Origin of the sequence: Paenibacillus sp. EKM301P (assembly GCF_011800295.1) — a bacterium.
Classification (GTDB): Bacteria; Bacillota; Bacilli; order Paenibacillales; family Paenibacillaceae; genus Paenibacillus; species Paenibacillus polymyxa.
Genome location: NZ_JAALFM010000001.1, coordinates 616,618 through 633,015, shown reverse-complemented (window position 1 = coordinate 633,015; position 16,398 = coordinate 616,618). Strand labels below are relative to the sequence as shown.

Below are 16,398 nucleotides of genomic sequence, written 5' to 3'. Positions count from 1 at the left end.
AGGTTCTTTTTATACCATACTATGAATAACGAGAGAGCAATGGAGGAATGTAAGATGCAGCTTCAACAATTGGCTTCACTGCTGGCCGTTTCCCGAGTGGTGGGTGACGGTACAGTGGATTGCCGAGGAATCGGGGCGGATTCACGTCGTGTCCAGCCGGGAGACTTATTTCTGTGCTTGCCTGGTTTTACAGTGGACGGACATGATTATGCTGAGCAGGCCGTTGCGTCTGGGGCGGCGGCTTTGGTCGTAGAGAGAGAACTGGATGTGCCTGTCCCGCAGCTTGTCGTTAAGGATGCGCGACATGCCATGGCGGTTTTGGCGGATTATATGTTTGATTCGCCAAGCCGCCGTATGCGTATGATCGGCATAACCGGAACGAACGGGAAAACAACGATAACATACCTGCTTGAAAAAATTATGAAGGACGCCGGGGTGAACACCGGGCTGATTGGTACCATCCAAATGCGTTACAATGGCCAGTCTTATCCTATGTCCGGCACTACGCCTGAAGCAGTAGAACTGCAACGTTATCTCGGGAATATGGCAGAGCAAGGGGTTCAATGCTGTGTCATGGAGGTATCCTCACATGCTTTGGAGCAGGGCCGTGTCAAAGGAACAGATTTTCGTACCGCTATATTTACAAACCTAACGCAGGACCATTTGGACTATCACAACACGATGGAGGAGTACCGCGCTGCCAAGGGACTTTTATTTTCCAGATTGGGAAATGCCTTCTCGCGTGATGCATCCAATAGTAAATATGCTGTTCTGAATGCAGACGATCCGGCCTCTTCCTATTTGCAGGCTCAAACTGCGGCCCAAGTGATTACCTACGGCGTGGAAAAGGATTCGGATGTGCAAGCGTCTCGTATCACTATAAGTGCCAAGGGAACCTCCTTCCATGTCTCCACTTTTAAAGGAGATACCGATATTGAGCTTCGGATGGTAGGCAAGTTTAATGTGTACAACGCACTAGCAGCCATTTCAGCTGCTCTGCTGGAAGGAATCTCGTTGGTGGATATCAAGCGGAGTCTGGAATCCATCGCAGGCGTAGATGGGCGCGTAGAGCCTGTTGATGCGGGTCAACCCTTTGCTGTAATCGTTGATTATGCCCATACGCCAGACGGATTGGAAAATGTCCTTCGTACCGTAAAGGAATTTGCGATTGGTAAAGTATGGTGTGTATTTGGATGCGGCGGAGATCGGGATCGTACGAAACGTCCGTTGATGGGGAAAATTGCTGCACGATACAGCGATCATTCGTTTATTACTTCCGACAACCCGCGAACAGAAGACCCGATATTGATTTTGAAAGACATCGAACAAGGGTTGATTGATGAAGGTGTGCCTGCCGAACGTTACGAACTGATCGTGGATCGCAGAACTGCAATTCATAAAGCTGTTGAAATGGCAAGCCCTGACGATGTAGTATTGATTGCGGGAAAAGGTCACGAGACTTACCAGTTAATCGGAAAAACGGTGCATGAATTCGATGATCGCATCGTAGCCAAAGAAGCGATAAGGGGTTTATCCAAGTGATGAAAAGAACAATCGGTCAGATTGCATCCATGTGTGGAGGAACACTTCACGCAGAGGCGGACGCTGAACGGATGGTTGAGGGCGTTTTTACAGACTCACGCAGGCCGCAGAGTCTGGGACTGTTCGTTCCACTCGCGGGTGAACGATTTGATGGACATCATTATGTTCAGCAGATCGTAAGCGAGGGAGGGGCAACAGCATATTTATGGCAAAAGGATCATGGAACACCTCCGTCCGTAAATGCTATTGAGGTCGAGGATACGTTAGAAGCCCTTCAGCATCTAGCGGCCGCATACTTGCGCGAAACTGACGTTTCTGTCGTCGGAATCACGGGAAGCAACGGTAAGACGACGACGAAAGATATTGTAAATGCTCTATTGGGCACGACTTTTAAAGTACACAAAACCGAAGGAAATTATAACAATCATATCGGGTTGCCTTTAACAGTACTGTCCATGCCGGAGGATACAGATATCCTGATTCTGGAGATGGGCATGAGTGGACGCGGGGAAATCCGTCTGTTGGCTAATATTGCCCAACCAGATGTAGCTGTCATAACTAACATTGGCGAATCGCATTTACTTCAGCTTGGTTCTCGCGCTGAAATTGCTCGTGCAAAGCTGGAAATTGCAAGTGGGATTAAACCTGGTGGATTGCTTATTTATAATGGGGATGAACCACTACTTCCACAAGTGTTGGCAGAACCTGAAACGGTCAAGCCTGAAGGATTAAAATTATTCACGTTCGGGTTAGCTGCGGACAATGATGATTATCCAATTGAAATCACTTCGGATGAAGAAGGTAGCTCATTCATAACAGCCCAATCCGGCCAAGAGGCTTTCCGGCTTCCCTTGCTCGGACAGCACAATGTTGTAAACGGATTGGCAGCGCTGGCGGTAGCACGTCATTTCAATGTGGATGCAGACCATATACGTAAAGGATTGTCGTCTTTAAAGCTGACGGGCATGCGCATTGAGGTCGTGAAGTGTTCGGATGGACTTACCGTGCTAAATGACGCTTACAATGCCAGTCCTGCTTCAATGAAGGCTGCTATTCAGACGTTGTCTGCATATCAAACGGGTGGACGTAAAATTGCCGTGCTTGGGGATATGCTGGAGCTGGGCGCTGAGGAAAAGCAATTTCATGAGGAAATTGGGCGTTTTGCTGCAAAGCATAACATAGAGGCACTGTTTACCTATGGTGCGTTAGGCGCTTCGATTGCGCAGGGTGCGCAAGGAACAATGCCAACTGCTAACGTACACGCTTATACTGATAAGCAAAAGCTGATCCAGCATTTGAGGTCTTATCTCCATGCCGATGATATTGTGCTGGTTAAGGCATCCAGAGGGATGCGATTAGAAGAAATTGTGGATGCGCTGAAAAACGGTCCGCTACAGAACTGATGTTGACGAGAGGGAGACTCCCATGGATATTCAATTATTACTGCTGACGATCGTCGTATCGTTTATACTGGCGGTCATTGCCGCTCCACTGCTCATTCCGCTGCTGCGGCGAATGAAATTCGGCCAGCAGGTCCGGGATGACGGGCCACAAAGCCATCTTAAAAAGATAGGTACGCCTACAATGGGCGGTATCGTAATCTTGCTGGCTTTTACGCTGACCTTTCTTAAGTTTTCAGCTATCAAAAATACGGACTTTTACGTTCTACTGGTTGCTACGCTCGGTTTTGGGCTGATCGGCTTTTTGGACGACTATATTAAAATCGTATTCAAACGCTCGCTCGGTCTGACGGCGCGTCAAAAGCTGTTCGGGCAGTTATTGTTTGGCGCGATTATGTGCTGGCTTCTGATTAGCAATGATCACAGCACGGCGATCGGTATCCCAGGCACCTCATGGTCATTTGATTGGGGCGGCTGGTTCTATTATCCGTTCATTATTATCATGATGTTGGCGATCAGCAACGCTGTCAATTTTACAGATGGGCTGGACGGGCTGCTGTCCGGTACAAGTGCGATTGCATTTGCTGCTTATGCCATTGTGGCGATTCAAGCAACCTCGCTTCCGGCTGCCGTTTGCGCAGCGGCCATGATTGGTGCTGTACTTGGTTTTCTCGTATATAATGCTCATCCTGCCAAGGTATTTATGGGAGACACAGGCTCGCTGGGAATCGGCGGAGCCATTGGTGCCATTGCCATTGTTACGAAAAGCGAAATTTTGTTCCTCATCATCGGTGGTGTATTCGTGATTGAAATGCTGTCCGTGGTCTTGCAGGTAGCTTCCTTTAAAACCCGTGGCAAGCGTATTTTCAAAATGAGCCCGATTCATCATCATTTCGAGCTGTCCGGCTGGTCCGAATGGCGCGTAGTTATCACATTCTGGGCTGTAGGACTGCTGTTGGCAGGACTCGGACTTTATCTCAACAAGGGGTTGTAGACAAATGAATCATCCAGACGCATACCGAGATCAGGAAGTCGTCATTATCGGTCTGGCCAAAAGCGGCGTACAAGTGGCCAAGGTGCTACATCAGGCCGGGGCAAAGCTCACAGTCAATGATAAAAAAGATAGGGAACAATGTCCCGAAGCTTCTGAATTAGAGGCTTTGGGAATTTCCGTTTTATGCGGGGGTCACCCGGAAGGGCTGATTCACCCTGGAGTGAAACTGGTTGTCAAAAATCCAGGAATTCCTTACACGGCCCCTCCCGTACAGAAAGCTGTCGAGCTCGGCATTGAGGTCGTGACCGAGGTTGAGGTCGCCTACCATCTATGTAAAGCTCCGATTATCGGAATTACTGGCTCCAACGGAAAGACGACCACGACCACTTGGGTGGGCAAGTTGTTGGAGGCATCCGGCATGAATCCGATCGTGGCTGGTAATATCGGTACGCCGTTATGCGAGGCGGCTGTGGACGCCAAGTCGGACGAGTGGATGGTTGTGGAGCTGAGCAGCTTTCAGTTAAAAGGAACAAAGGATTTCAAGCCCGCTGTAGCCTGCTTGCTCAATGTAGCTGAGACCCATTTGGACTACCACGGAGGCATGGAGGACTATGTTGCATCCAAGGCACGTCTATTTGCCAATCAAACAGCCTCGGATACCGCGGTGGTGAACTGGGATGATCCCGTCTGCCGGGAACTTGTGCCCTATATTCAAGCGAAGCAGCTTCCTTTCTCAATGACGGAACGTTTGCAGGAAGGGGTGTTCGCTGACCCGCCATACATACCGGATGTAACGGATGATATTGAAAGAAACATCGTATACCGTGATGGAAATGGGGTACTGCAACCCATTATAGGCGTGAACGATATTGGGCTTCCGGGTCGTTTTAACGTAGAAAATGCTCTAGCTGCTTGCGCAATCGCCATAGCCGCAGGCGCAGAACCAGCAAAATTGGTGGAACCATTAAGCTCTTTTCGCGGTGTAGAACATCGGCTTGAATATGTTTTAGAACACGGTGGAGTAGCTTATTACAACAATTCCAAAGCAACCAATTCCAAAGCGACAATGATGGCCTTATCTTCCTTTAAGCAACCCATCGTACTCATTGCTGGAGGATTGGACCGTGGCTCTGATTATGCGGAGCTTGTACCGTCCTTGCAGGAAGGTGTGAAAGCCGTTGTGCTCTTGGGTGAGACACGGGATAAGCTGGCAGATCGGGCCCGTCAGGCTGGAATAGAGCATGTCAAGGTCGTCGATAATGGGGAGGATGCCGCCGCTACGCTCGTGGAGGCTGTAAACAAGGCAGCTGAATTTGCTGAGACGGGAGATGTGGTATTACTCTCACCCGCCTGTGCAAGTTGGGATATGTTCCAATCCTATGAAGAGCGTGGACGTATTTTTAAAGAGGCGGCGCATAAATTGTAAGTAGGGGGGTTGGATAAGCCCCTACTTTTATGCAAGGGGTGGCCTCCTGATGAAGCAATCTCGTCCGGCGCCAGATATATGGCTTTTCGTCTGTATTGTAAGCTTGTTAGCCATCGGCATGGTTATGGTATACAGCGCGGGCGCCGTCCTCGCTTTTCACGAGTACGGGGACTCCTACTATTTTGTTAAACGACAATTGTTGTTTGCGGGGCTCGGCCTTGTAGCCATGTACTTTACGGCCAGAACGGACTATCGGATTTGGCAGAAATATGCCAAGGTCGTATTGTTGATCTGTTTGGCTCTACTGGTTGCCGTTTTAATTCCTGGCATTGGTGTAGTAAGAGGTGGAGCACGAAGCTGGCTTGGTATTAGCTCTTTTGGCATTCAGCCTTCCGAGTTTATGAAGCTGGGTATGATTCTTTTTCTGTCTCAATGGCTCAGTCGTCCTGACTATGATATTAGCTCTTTTACGCGCGGGCTGTTGCCTCCGCTTGGGCTCATGGGACTGGCCTTTGGGCTCATCATGCTCCAGCCCGATTTGGGCACAGGCACCGTAATGATGGGAGCATCCATGCTGATCGTATTTACGGCAGGCGCGCGTATGAAGCATCTGGGTCTACTGGCCTTGTCGGGGGCAGCGGGGTTTGCTGCACTGATTGCAGCTGCTCCTTATCGACTCCAGCGTATTACCGCATTTCTGGATCCTTGGTCTGATCCGCTTGGTGCGGGTTATCAAATTATTCAATCGCTATATGCTATTGGTCCTGGCGGATTGGCGGGCCTGGGGCTTGGCATGAGTCGGCAAAAATACAGCTACGTTCCTGAGCCACAGACGGACTTTATCTTCTCTATACTGGCGGAGGAGCTTGGTTTTATCGGTGGAATGACGGTACTGGGGCTTTTTTTGGTCCTTGTTTGGAGAGGGATGCGTGTCGCTATTACCATCCCGGATACCTATGGCAGTTTGCTTGCAGTCGGTATTGTCGGAATGGTGGCGGTACAGGTCGTTATTAATATTGGTGTTGTTATCGGTTTAATGCCAGTGACAGGAATAACACTGCCCTTAATCAGCTATGGAGGTTCTTCACTGACCTTAATTTTAACTGCTCTGGGTATTTTATTAAATTTATCACGTTATGCGAGGTGAACGTTTATGCGCGTCGTGTTGAGCGGCGGCGGTACTGGAGGACATATATATCCAGCACTGGCCGTAGCCAGACAGTGCGAAGAAATAGATCCGGACGCTGAATTTTTATACATTGGCGGTCAACGAGGACTTGAAAGTAAATTGGTTCCTCAGGAAAAAATTCCATTTGAGGCTATTGATATCACAGGATTTCGTCGCAGCTTGTCTGTGGAAAATATAAAAACGATCATGCGCTTTTTCAAAGGAGTTCGCAGGTCCAAAGCATTATTAAAGAAATTTAAGCCAGATATCGTGATTGGCACCGGAGGATATGTATGCGGCCCTGTCGTTTATGCAGCTTCCAAGTTGGGAATCCCCAGCATTATTCATGAACAAAATGCAATTCCTGGATTGACCAATGCATTTTTGAGTCGCTATGTGGATACAGTGGCTGTTAGCTTTGAAGGCTCGGAAGGAGCTTTTCCCAAAGCTAAAAATGTACTATACACTGGGAACCCGCGTGCTACAACAGTTCGTCTGGCTAACCGGGATCGGGGATTTGCAACTATAGGGGTTCCTATGAACAGCTCTGTGGTCCTGGTGGTTGGCGGCAGCAGAGGGGCAAAGGCCATTAACGATGCCATGATTGCAATGGTTCCGCAACTTTCGCAACTGAAAGACGTCCATTTTGTATATGTAACCGGCGAATCTTATTATGAGCAAACGCTGGACAGCATACGAAATCAGATCGGCTCATTGCCCAATCATCTACATGTGCTTCCCTATATTCACAATATGCCTGAGGTGCTGGCTTGTACCTCTTTAATTGTTAATCGTGCAGGTGCGTCCTTCTTGGCAGAGATTACATCGCTCGGCATTCCGTCCATTCTGATTCCATCACCGAATGTGACGAATAACCATCAGGAGGCTAATGCTCGTACACTTGAAAAGGCAGGAGCTTCTGTCATGATCACAGAAAAGGAATTAAGTGGCCCGGCTCTGTTTCAATCTATAGCAGAAATTATGAAGGATGAGGCAAGGCGGAGCCAAATGGCGGAGCTGGCATCTGCGCTTGGCAAGCCTGACTCAGCAGATATTTTAGTAAAAGAAATGGAGCGTCTTGCCCATAATAGGTAGTCCGCAGCGCAGATTTGGGCGGTTGTCACACACTGGACGGTATTTACATAGGATACCCTATAGATTGTGACCATCACCCAGGCTGCCGGTTGTTAGGTGAGAGCCTTATAACGATGCGGGGCAAGCAACAAGGAGGTTTCAGTACAATGCAGCAATGGATGCCATTATTAGCGGAGCATGATATCGGAAAAGTGCTGGAGCATGAGCCGCTGTCCAAATATACGACCTGGAAGATCGGAGGCCCTGCCGATGCTCTTGTGATCCCGGATACCAAAGAGCAGTTGGCAAGGATTTTGAAGCTGGCTAGCGAGCATGGAATTCCCTGGATGCAGTTGGGGCGGGGCTCCAACATGCTCGTCTCTGACAAAGGGATTCGGGGACTGGTGATCAAGCTTGGACCAGGATTTGATTATGTTCGTTTTGAGGATGAACAGATCGTTGCTGGTGGAGGCGTTTCACTGGTTAAACTATGTGTTATGGCTAGCAAGCAGGGTCTGTCAGGCCTTGAGTTTGCTGGTGGTATTCCAGGATCGGTCGGTGGGGCTGTCTACATGAACGCCGGTGCCCACGGGTCTGATGTGTCACGAATATTCCAGTCCGCTGAGATTGTGCTGGATACAGGGGAATTGGCTGTGTACAATGCCGAGGATATGCACTTTAGCTATCGTCACTCCGTGCTGCATGAGCAACGTGGAATGGTGACAGAGGCAGTGTTCCAGATGAAGCGGGGGGACCGAGAGGAAATCTCAACAGCGCTTGCGGCTTTTAAAGACCGCCGTAGGTTGACCCAGCCGCTACAGTTAGCTTGTGCAGGAAGCGTGTTCCGTAATCCACCAGGAGACTATGCTGCCCGGCTTATTGAAAGCGCAGGTCTCAAAGGTTTGAAGGCGGGAGGCGCTGAGGTATCAGTACAGCATGCTAATTTCATTGTAAATACCGGTCAAGCGACAGCAGAGGACGTGCTTACCCTAATGAAGCATATTCAAAGTACAATATCATCTCAAACCGGCATCAAGCTAATTCCGGAGGTTTTCGTAGTGGGTGAGCGGTAAACTCGGAGGTGATACATTGGACAAATTGGTGATTGAGGGAGGCCGTCCCCTGTCAGGCACCATACGTATCCATGGGGCAAAAAATGCGGCACTACCTATTCTTGCAGCAAGTTTGCTTGCACAAGGTAAGGTGGAAATTCGGAATGTCCCCCATCTTTTAGACATTAAGGTCATGCTGCACATCCTAGAAAGACTTGGTTGCACATGCCGACATGAAGAGGAAACGGTATATGTGGATACATCGTCCGTCCGAACGTTCCAAATTCCTGAGGATTTGATGAAGCAAATGCGGTCATCTATCTTTCTAATGGGACCGTTGCTCGCTAGATACGGAGAAGTTTCCATTTATCAGCCCGGAGGCTGCGCCATAGGCGAGCGCAAAATTGATCTTCACCTGGAGGGCTTAAAAGCTCTTGGCGCAGAGATCGAGGAGAAAGACGAGCAAATTACGTTTCGAGCCCGCAAGCTGATCGGCTCGGACATCCACATGGATTTTCCGAGCGTAGGCGCAACAGAAAATATTATGATGGCTGCCGCGCTGGCCGAAGGACGAACAACGATTACCAATGCAGCGAGGGAACCAGAGATTCAGGATCTTCAAAACTTTCTGAATGCCATGGGAGCCCATATTATCGGTGCTGGAACAGACACAATTACAATCACGGGGGTCAGTCAACTCAATCCTTGTACGTATGAGGTCATTCCTGACCGCATAGTAGCTGGAACGGTTATGATTGCAGCGGCAGCTACACGAGGTAGTGTGTCGTTGACACACTGCAATCCTTCCCACTTGTCTGCTCTGATTCACGTCCTCAGGCGGGCTGGTGTTCAAATTGGCATCTTGAATGATATAATGACCGTAAGTTGTATGAGTCGTCCCAAAGCAGTGGAGAGGATCGTTACCTCACCTTATCCGTCATTTCCGACGGATTTGCAATCTCAGGTCATGGTTTTGCTTTCTTTGGCGGACGGCTTCAGTGTGATGAAAGAGACTGTCTTCGAAAGCCGATTTAAGCATGTAGATGAACTGAATGTAATGGGTGCTGATATTACGGTCGATGCGAATGCTGCTTTTATAAGAGGGGTTTCTCGTCTGTACGGGGCTACAGTAGAGGCTACCGATCTGCGGGCAGGAGCTGCACTGGTTATAGCCGGTCTAGCCGCTCAAGGACGTACCATTGTCGAGCAGGTTCATCACATTGACAGAGGGTATGACCGGATCGAACGTCTTTTCCAGGGATTGGGTGCCCGAATGAGCCGTCAGTCTCCGGTGCCCGAGCAGCTGGATTTCGTAAATTAATGCCTATAATGTCCCTCCGTTAACGGGGGGACAAAGGGCTTTTGTGGAGAGAAGCTATGCCAAATGCTCAAATACCTGTTCTTAAAAAGAACAGAACGAAAAAAAGAACAAGCCGGAAGATTGCTATTCTTCTCATTTTGTTGTTTATTGTACTGCTCGCTGTTCTCTTTTTCCGTTCTTCGTTGAGTCAGGTTTCTGAAATTCGTTTTGATGGTAATGTATTTTCGACCCGGGAGCAACTTCTCAATCGAAGTGGTCTCGCTGTCGGAGATCAATATTTCGGAGTCAGTGCTTCCGACGTCTCTGAGAAGCTGCGGGAAATTCAGTCGATTCAGCAAGTCACAGTGGACAAGCAGTTTCCGGGCATCATTACGATTCACATTAAGGAGTTTGCTACAGTAGCTTACGAGTTGCAAAGTGACGGTAGCCTGCGTGCTATTCTAGCAAATGGGACAAGCGTGGGCGTAGGAAGCAGTGGGATAGCGGTTGAAAAGCCTATTTTGACTAAATGGAAATCAGATGATCCCTACAAAGCGAAGCTTTGTGATGCTTTATCACGCATTCCGGGAGAATGGACAGCTGATATTTCGGAAATCATTCCGGCGCCGATTGCTTCTTTTCCAGACCGTATAAAAATGTACACGCGTTCCCAGTTTGAGGTTATTACAACTGTTTCACTGTTGAACTCTAAAATCAGCTATCTGAACCAAGTGCTAGAAACAGAAGAGCCTGGTGTGATCACAATGCTGGAGGCGGATTCCTACGTTCCATTCAAACCCGATACGAGCGAAGAGGGCCAAGAAAAAGATACTACTCAGTGATGTGAAAAAATGCTAGAATTGATTTTATGGGTAATAGACTTGCCTCCTTCTTTTTTCTTCAAATTTTTATGTGACTGCAACCATAAATTGGCTTCTAAAAAATTTGTAGAAAAAAGAGGGAAAGCATGGAGTATGTTGAATATGTACAGAGTGTGTTTAAAGAACGAAATTCATTTTGGAGTCAGGAGGTGCCACAGACTTGAGCAACAATGACATCATTGTTAGTTTGGACATCGGTACATCCAAAGTTCGGGCTATTATTGGGGAAATGAATAATGGAACCTTTAATATTATTGGAGTTGGATCTGCCGACTCGGAAGGGATTCGCAAAGGTGCAATTGTAGACATTGATCAAACCGTGCAATCAATCCGTAACGCCGTGGATCACGCAGAACGCATGGTTGGTATTCAAATAACAGAAGTGTATGTGGGGATCTCAGGCAACCATATTGGTCTGCAAAATAGTCATGGCGTAGTAGCCGTGTCCAACGAGGACCGTGAAATCGGTGAGGAGGACATTGAACGTGTACTGAAGGCAGCAGAAGTAATTGCCGTACCACCGGAGAGAGAAATCATTGACGTGGTAGCCAAGCAGTATGTCGTGGATGGCCTTGAAGGAATTCAGGACCCTCGTGGTATGATCGGTGTTCGTCTCGAAGTAGAGGCTACGATTGTTACTGGAGGCAAAACCCCAATACATAATCTGTTGCGCTGCGTTGAGAAAGCTGGCCTGAGGATTAAAGATCTCGTCTTGTTGCCTCTCGGAGCTGGACAGTTGTCTCTTTCGAAGGATGAAAAGGTGATGGGTTCCGTGCTGGTGGATATTGGTGCAGGTTCTACGAATGTGGCCATTTTCCAGGAAGGAACGATTGTTGCCACATCAACACTCCCAATCGGCGGAGAATTTGTAACCAATGATATTGCCTACGGACTGAGAACCCTTACCGATCAAGCCGAAAAAGTTAAACTCAAATACGGTTGCGCTTGGTATGATGATGCAGCAGCCGATGTCGTCTTTAAAGTGACCCGTATCGGCAGTAATGTAGATAAGGAGTTCAACCAACAGGATTTGGCTGCTATTATTGAGCCGAGAGTACAGGAAATTTTTCAACTCATTCAGGCGGAAGTTAAGCGCTTGGGTTACACAGAGCTTCCGGGGGGTTATATACTTACCGGAGGCACCGTCTCCATGCCTGGTGTACTTCAGGTGGCACAAAGCGAACTGGCCGCTTCCGTAAGGATCGCTGTACCTGATTTTATCGGTGTAAGGGATCCGGGATACACGAGCGGAGTTGGTATCTTGCATAATGCTATTCGTTACTATCGCGGGAGATCGACTAGTGTTAGCAACAGTGGCGGTAGTACCAAGAAGCCGACTAACCGAACCAAGAGCAGCAGTCCCGTTGCGGAAGGCGAGCAGAAGCAGGGGTTGATTGAACGCTTAAAAAATATGTTCAGTGAATTTATATAACGTTCATTGCTAATTATGCCAATCATGGACGGGCCATCCATGCACATTGAGGGGGAGATGGAATAGTATGTTGGAATTTGATTTTGAAATGGAGAGCTTGGCTCAAATTAAAGTGATCGGCGTCGGAGGCGGCGGCAGCAATGCAGTTAACCGAATGATCGAAAATGGAGTTCAGGGTGTAGAATTCATTACTGTCAATACAGATGCCCAGGCGCTTCACTTGGCGAAGTCTGAGCATAAGCTTCAAATTGGCGATAAGCTGACTCGTGGTTTGGGTGCCGGGGCTAACCCTGACGTGGGTAAAAAAGCGGCTGAAGAGTCGCGTGAGCTCATTATGAATACGCTCAAAGGCGCGGATATGGTATTCGTAACTGCGGGAATGGGTGGCGGTACAGGAACCGGAGCGGCCCCTGTCATTGCTGAAATTGCTAAGGAGTGCGGTGCGCTGACTGTAGGCGTGGTAACCCGACCATTCACATTTGAAGGGCGTAAACGCTCCAATCAAGCTGAACTTGGCATTGAGGGATTGAAAGAAAAAGTAGATACCTTGATTGTAATCCCGAATGATCGCTTGCTTGAGATTGTGGATAAGAAAACCCCAATGCTGGAAGCATTCCGTGAAGCAGATAATGTTCTGCGTCAGGCCGTACAAGGTATTTCGGATTTGATCGCTGTACCGGGTCTGATCAATCTTGACTTCGCTGACGTAAAAACGATCATGACGGAGCGTGGTTCCGCGTTGATGGGGATTGGCGAAGCGACGGGTGAAAATCGTGCGGCTGAAGCAGCGCGCAAGGCTATCATGAGTCCGTTGCTAGAGACATCCATAGAAGGTGCGCGTGGTGTCATTATGAACATCACTGGCGGCACCAATTTGTCTCTATACGAAGTCAATGAGGCGGCTGAAATTGTAACATCAGCTTCCGATCCGGAAGTGAACATGATTTTCGGTGCTATCATTGATGAAGACTTGAAAGAAGAGATTAAGGTTACCGTGATCGCCACTGGTTTTGAAGGTAAGCCGAGCCAACCAGCACCGGGACGTAGACCAGCAGCTAACCCAGCGGCTTCCGAAGCAACGGAAAAGTCCTCTCCTAACTTGCGTCCATTCGGTAACACTCAAAGCAGTGACCAATTGGATATTCCGACATTCTTACGTAACCGTTCACGCAATAATAATAACGATAACTAGTTTATATCTAGACAGCCCGCATCTTCCTTGGAGATGCGGGCTTCTTTCTGTTTTCTCCGCATCCCGCACGGCCAGTGCTTCTCCTCTTTCCGACAAAATTAGTCGGACACCGTCCCCACCGTTAGACAGACTTTGAACCATATGACTACTATACTTAAGCCTATCCTGCAAAATGCTGGGCGGGTGAATCCTTGGTTGTTTATATCGATTTAATTTTCTTGGCCAATTTGTTCATTGATGCTGTGTTGCTAATGGCCACCGCCTGGATGAGAAAGATTCGTCCAGTGTGGTGGCGATTGATGACTTCAGCTGGAATTGGCGCAATGTATGTAGTCATGATGTTTGTGCCGGAACTGTCATTTTTATTTACGTTTCTAGTCAAGCTGGCCTTATCGGTCATCATGCTGCTGGTGGCATTTGGTTTTGGAAGCATGCAAAAGTATCTTCGTACAATGGGTGCCTTTTACATGATCAATTTTGTAGCAGCAGGTGGCATTTTGGGGATGCATTATTTTCTCCAAAATACGGGGGAATTGTTTAATGGCATCTGGTATACCGCATCAGGTGGAATGTCTTTTGAATTGAAAATCGCATTCTGGTTTATTTTATGCGCATTTGGCGGAGTGATGCTTTTCTTTCGTATTGTGCAGTCCTCGAAGCAGCGCACAGAAAGGATGAGTGGCTTTTTGGGGCAAGTACAGGTGTGGATTGGGCAGGATCATATTGAGTGTACAGGCTTGTTGGATACAGGTAACCAACTGCATGATCCTTTGACCCGAACCCCAGTAATGGTGATGGAGGCGGCTTTGTGGGAATCGTATTTACCCGCTTCCTGGCTCCAAAAATGTTCTGAGGGTAATGCTGATCAACTAGTGATGGATCTGGGGGAGGAACCGTTCAACTGGCAGGATCGTGTTCGTCTCGTTCCCTATCGTGGAATTAACAAAAGTCATTCCTTTATGCTCGCACTCAAACCAGATCGAGTAGAGGTGGTGATGAATGGGATTCATTTTGTACATCATCGAGTGCTGATTGGCTTGGACGGGGGAAAGTTGTCGGCAGAGGGCAAATACCATGCCATCATCCATCCAGATGTGACGGCACACGAAGAGGGGGGTGCTGATTCAAGCTTGAAACGAGAAGCATATGCTAGTGATCATTTTACAGAATCAGGATAATGGAGAAGAGTACAGGACAAGGTTTAAAGACGAGGAGAAACATTCGATGCTGAAATGGACGGAGCCAGTAAGACTTGTACTATTTCCAAAAGGGGGAGAATGATATGAGGGAACAAATGAATTTAAAGATGAAATTTAGGCTAGCATGGCAACTGCAATATTATCGTATTTTATTTTTATTCGGGCTGAAAAGTGAAGAAATTTATTATATTGGCGGTAGCGAGGCGCTCCCCCCTCCATTAACAAGAGACGAGGAAGAGTATTTGCTTGGAAAGCTTTCTTCTGGAGATGCAGCAGTGAGGTCGATGCTAATTGAGAGAAACTTGCGGTTAGTCGTGTATATCGCCCGTAAATTTGAAAATACGGGAATCAACATTGAGGATCTCGTATCCATCGGTGCTATTGGGCTGATCAAAGCGGTGAACACTTTTGATCCAGAGAAGAAAATCAAACTTGCCACCTATGCATCTCGATGCATTGAAAATGAGATTTTAATGTATTTGCGTCGTAATAGCAAAACGAGAACGGAAGTTTCTTTTGATGAGCCTCTGAATATCGATTGGGATGGTAATGAGTTGTTGCTTTCCGATGTGATGGGCACGGAAAGTGATACCATTTACCGTAATATTGAGGAGCAAGTAGATCGTAAATTATTGCATAAGGCACTGGATAAGTTGACGGATCGAGAGCGTTTGATTATGGAACTGCGCTTCGGCTTACAAGACGGAGAAGAGAAGACACAGAAGGATGTTGCTGACCTGCTGGGTATATCGCAATCGTATATTTCGCGTCTGGAAAAACGAATTATAAAGCGCTTACGAAAAGAATTCAATAAAATGGTATAATGCTTGGGGATATCCGGAAGCGATGGAAACGGCGAATAAAAAAATGCCCTCAGGAGATAATGTACATTAATGTTGCTCCTTGGGAGGTAAGACACGATGACCCGAAACAAAGTGGAAATTTGCGGTGTGGATACCGCCAAACTGCCGGTATTAACCAATGCAGAGATGCGCGAGTTGTTCACATCACTTCAGCAAAATAATGAACGATCAGCCAGAGAAAAATTGGTCAACGGCAATCTCCGGCTCGTCCTGAGTGTGATTCAGCGTTTTAACAATCGGGGGGAGTTTGTGGACGATTTGTTCCAGGTAGGATGCATCGGCCTGATGAAGGCGATTGATAATTTTGACCTTTCGCAAAACGTAAAGTTCTCCACTTATGCGGTGCCGATGATCATCGGAGAGATCCGCCGTTATTTGCGGGATAACAATCCGATCCGTGTGTCCCGTTCGTTGCGGGATATTGCATATAAGGCGCTTCAGGTGCGGGACAGTCTGACAAATCTGAACTCGCGGGAACCAACGATTTTTGAAATATCAGAGGTGCTGAACGTGCCTAAAGAAGATGTTGTGTTCGCATTGGATGCGATTCAGGATCCAGTTTCGCTGTTCGAGCCGATATATCACGACGGGGGCGACCCAATCTATGTGATGGATCAGATCAGTGATGACAGAAATAAAGACGTCTCATGGATTGAGGAAATCGCTCTCCGGGAAGCGATGCATCGCCTGGGCCAGCGTGAAAAGATGATATTGTCTATGCGTTTTTATGAAGGAAAGACGCAAATGGAGGTTGCCGACGAAATCGGTATCTCTCAAGCCCAGGTTTCGAGATTAGAGAAGTCGGCTATACAGCAAATGCAAAAACATGTAAAGTCCTAATGAAATGAATGCTTGAATGATTCAGTGATAAAAAC

14 protein-coding genes are annotated in these 16,398 nt (G+C 47.8%); all 14 read left to right on the top strand.

All coding sequences use genetic code 11. The features are described from left to right. Positions 1-54: 54 nt before the first annotated feature. The 14 genes from HFD99_RS02885 to sigG all read left to right on the top strand — a co-directional run bounded on the left by HFD99_RS02885 (position 55) and on the right by sigG (position 16,363). Complete coding sequence (locus HFD99_RS02885; protein ID WP_019688028.1) at positions 55-1,542, top strand: UDP-N-acetylmuramoyl-L-alanyl-D-glutamate--2,6-diaminopimelate ligase; 1,488 nt, start codon at positions 55-57, stop codon at positions 1,540-1,542. Next, positions 1,542-2,945: a UDP-N-acetylmuramoyl-tripeptide--D-alanyl-D-alanine ligase gene (locus tag HFD99_RS02880; RefSeq protein ID WP_123797538.1), complete on the top strand. Its 1,404-nt coding sequence runs from the start codon at positions 1,542-1,544 to the stop codon at positions 2,943-2,945. Before HFD99_RS02885 ends, HFD99_RS02880 begins: the two co-directional genes overlap by 1 nt. 22 nt (positions 2,946-2,967) lie before the next feature. Then, positions 2,968-3,936 carry a phospho-N-acetylmuramoyl-pentapeptide-transferase gene (gene mraY / locus HFD99_RS02875; protein ID WP_013372092.1) on the top strand — a complete coding sequence of 323 codons (969 nt, stop codon included), beginning with the start codon at positions 2,968-2,970 and terminating at the stop codon, positions 3,934-3,936. 4 nt (positions 3,937-3,940) lie between these two features. After that, positions 3,941-5,362 carry a UDP-N-acetylmuramoyl-L-alanine--D-glutamate ligase gene (gene murD, locus HFD99_RS02870; RefSeq protein WP_123797397.1) on the top strand — a complete coding sequence of 474 codons (1,422 nt, stop codon included), beginning with the start codon at positions 3,941-3,943 and terminating at the stop codon, positions 5,360-5,362. Between the two features lie 49 nt (positions 5,363-5,411). Next, positions 5,412-6,509 carry a stage V sporulation protein E gene (spoVE, locus tag HFD99_RS02865; RefSeq protein ID WP_167440802.1) on the top strand — a complete coding sequence of 366 codons (1,098 nt, stop codon included), beginning with the start codon at positions 5,412-5,414 and terminating at the stop codon, positions 6,507-6,509. A 6-nt stretch (positions 6,510-6,515) separates the two neighbouring features. Then, positions 6,516-7,625: an undecaprenyldiphospho-muramoylpentapeptide beta-N-acetylglucosaminyltransferase gene (gene murG / locus HFD99_RS02860; RefSeq protein WP_016821543.1), complete on the top strand. Its 1,110-nt coding sequence runs from the start codon at positions 6,516-6,518 to the stop codon at positions 7,623-7,625. A 146-nt stretch (positions 7,626-7,771) separates the two neighbouring features. Further along, positions 7,772-8,677: a UDP-N-acetylmuramate dehydrogenase gene (gene murB / locus HFD99_RS02855; RefSeq protein ID WP_016821542.1), complete on the top strand. Its 906-nt coding sequence runs from the start codon at positions 7,772-7,774 to the stop codon at positions 8,675-8,677. Next, positions 8,667-9,977, top strand: a complete 1,311-nt coding sequence (gene murA, locus HFD99_RS02850; RefSeq protein ID WP_013372087.1) for a UDP-N-acetylglucosamine 1-carboxyvinyltransferase — start codon at positions 8,667-8,669, stop codon at positions 9,975-9,977. Before murB ends, murA begins: the two co-directional genes overlap by 11 nt. 56 nt (positions 9,978-10,033) lie before the next feature. After that, positions 10,034-10,798 carry a cell division protein FtsQ/DivIB gene (locus HFD99_RS02845; RefSeq protein WP_123797396.1) on the top strand — a complete coding sequence of 255 codons (765 nt, stop codon included), beginning with the start codon at positions 10,034-10,036 and terminating at the stop codon, positions 10,796-10,798. A 199-nt stretch (positions 10,799-10,997) separates the two neighbouring features. Continuing rightward, positions 10,998-12,269 (top strand): cell division protein FtsA, encoded by a 1,272-nt coding sequence (gene ftsA / locus HFD99_RS02840; protein ID WP_016821540.1) that lies wholly within the window; start codon positions 10,998-11,000, stop codon positions 12,267-12,269. 67 nt (positions 12,270-12,336) lie between these two features. Continuing rightward, positions 12,337-13,461, top strand: a complete 1,125-nt coding sequence (gene ftsZ, locus HFD99_RS02835; RefSeq protein WP_013372084.1) for a cell division protein FtsZ — start codon at positions 12,337-12,339, stop codon at positions 13,459-13,461. A 191-nt stretch (positions 13,462-13,652) separates the two neighbouring features. Next, on the top strand, positions 13,653-14,639 hold the full coding sequence (gene spoIIGA, locus HFD99_RS02830; RefSeq protein WP_123797395.1) for a sigma-E processing peptidase SpoIIGA: 987 nt from the start codon (positions 13,653-13,655) through the stop codon (positions 14,637-14,639). A gap of 104 nt (positions 14,640-14,743) precedes the next feature. Next, complete coding sequence (sigE, locus tag HFD99_RS02825) at positions 14,744-15,484, top strand: RNA polymerase sporulation sigma factor SigE (protein ID WP_123797394.1); 741 nt, start codon at positions 14,744-14,746, stop codon at positions 15,482-15,484. 96 nt (positions 15,485-15,580) lie between these two features. After that, on the top strand, positions 15,581-16,363 hold the full coding sequence (sigG, locus tag HFD99_RS02820; RefSeq protein ID WP_013372080.1) for an RNA polymerase sporulation sigma factor SigG: 783 nt from the start codon (positions 15,581-15,583) through the stop codon (positions 16,361-16,363). The last annotated feature ends 35 nt before the right edge of the window (positions 16,364-16,398 follow it).

What these genes read in the sequence shown, in the direction of transcription:
- sigE (WP_123797394.1), top strand. Translation starts at nt 14,744, where the DNA reads ATGAGGGAACAAATGAATTTAAAGATGAAATTTAGGCTAGCATGGCAA.
- spoVE (WP_167440802.1), top strand. Translation starts at nt 5,412, where the DNA reads ATGAAGCAATCTCGTCCGGCGCCAGATATATGGCTTTTCGTCTGTATT.
- murB (WP_016821542.1), top strand. Translation starts at nt 7,772, where the DNA reads ATGCAGCAATGGATGCCATTATTAGCGGAGCATGATATCGGAAAAGTG.
- murD (WP_123797397.1), top strand. Translation starts at nt 3,941, where the DNA reads ATGAATCATCCAGACGCATACCGAGATCAGGAAGTCGTCATTATCGGT.
- HFD99_RS02880 (WP_123797538.1), top strand. Translation starts at nt 1,542, where the DNA reads ATGAAAAGAACAATCGGTCAGATTGCATCCATGTGTGGAGGAACACTT.
- sigG (WP_013372080.1), top strand. Translation starts at nt 15,581, where the DNA reads ATGACCCGAAACAAAGTGGAAATTTGCGGTGTGGATACCGCCAAACTG.
- HFD99_RS02885 (WP_019688028.1), top strand. Translation starts at nt 55, where the DNA reads ATGCAGCTTCAACAATTGGCTTCACTGCTGGCCGTTTCCCGAGTGGTG.
- ftsZ (WP_013372084.1), top strand. Translation starts at nt 12,337, where the DNA reads ATGTTGGAATTTGATTTTGAAATGGAGAGCTTGGCTCAAATTAAAGTG.
- HFD99_RS02845 (WP_123797396.1), top strand. Translation starts at nt 10,034, where the DNA reads ATGCCAAATGCTCAAATACCTGTTCTTAAAAAGAACAGAACGAAAAAA.
- mraY (WP_013372092.1), top strand. Translation starts at nt 2,968, where the DNA reads ATGGATATTCAATTATTACTGCTGACGATCGTCGTATCGTTTATACTG.
- murG (WP_016821543.1), top strand. Translation starts at nt 6,516, where the DNA reads ATGCGCGTCGTGTTGAGCGGCGGCGGTACTGGAGGACATATATATCCA.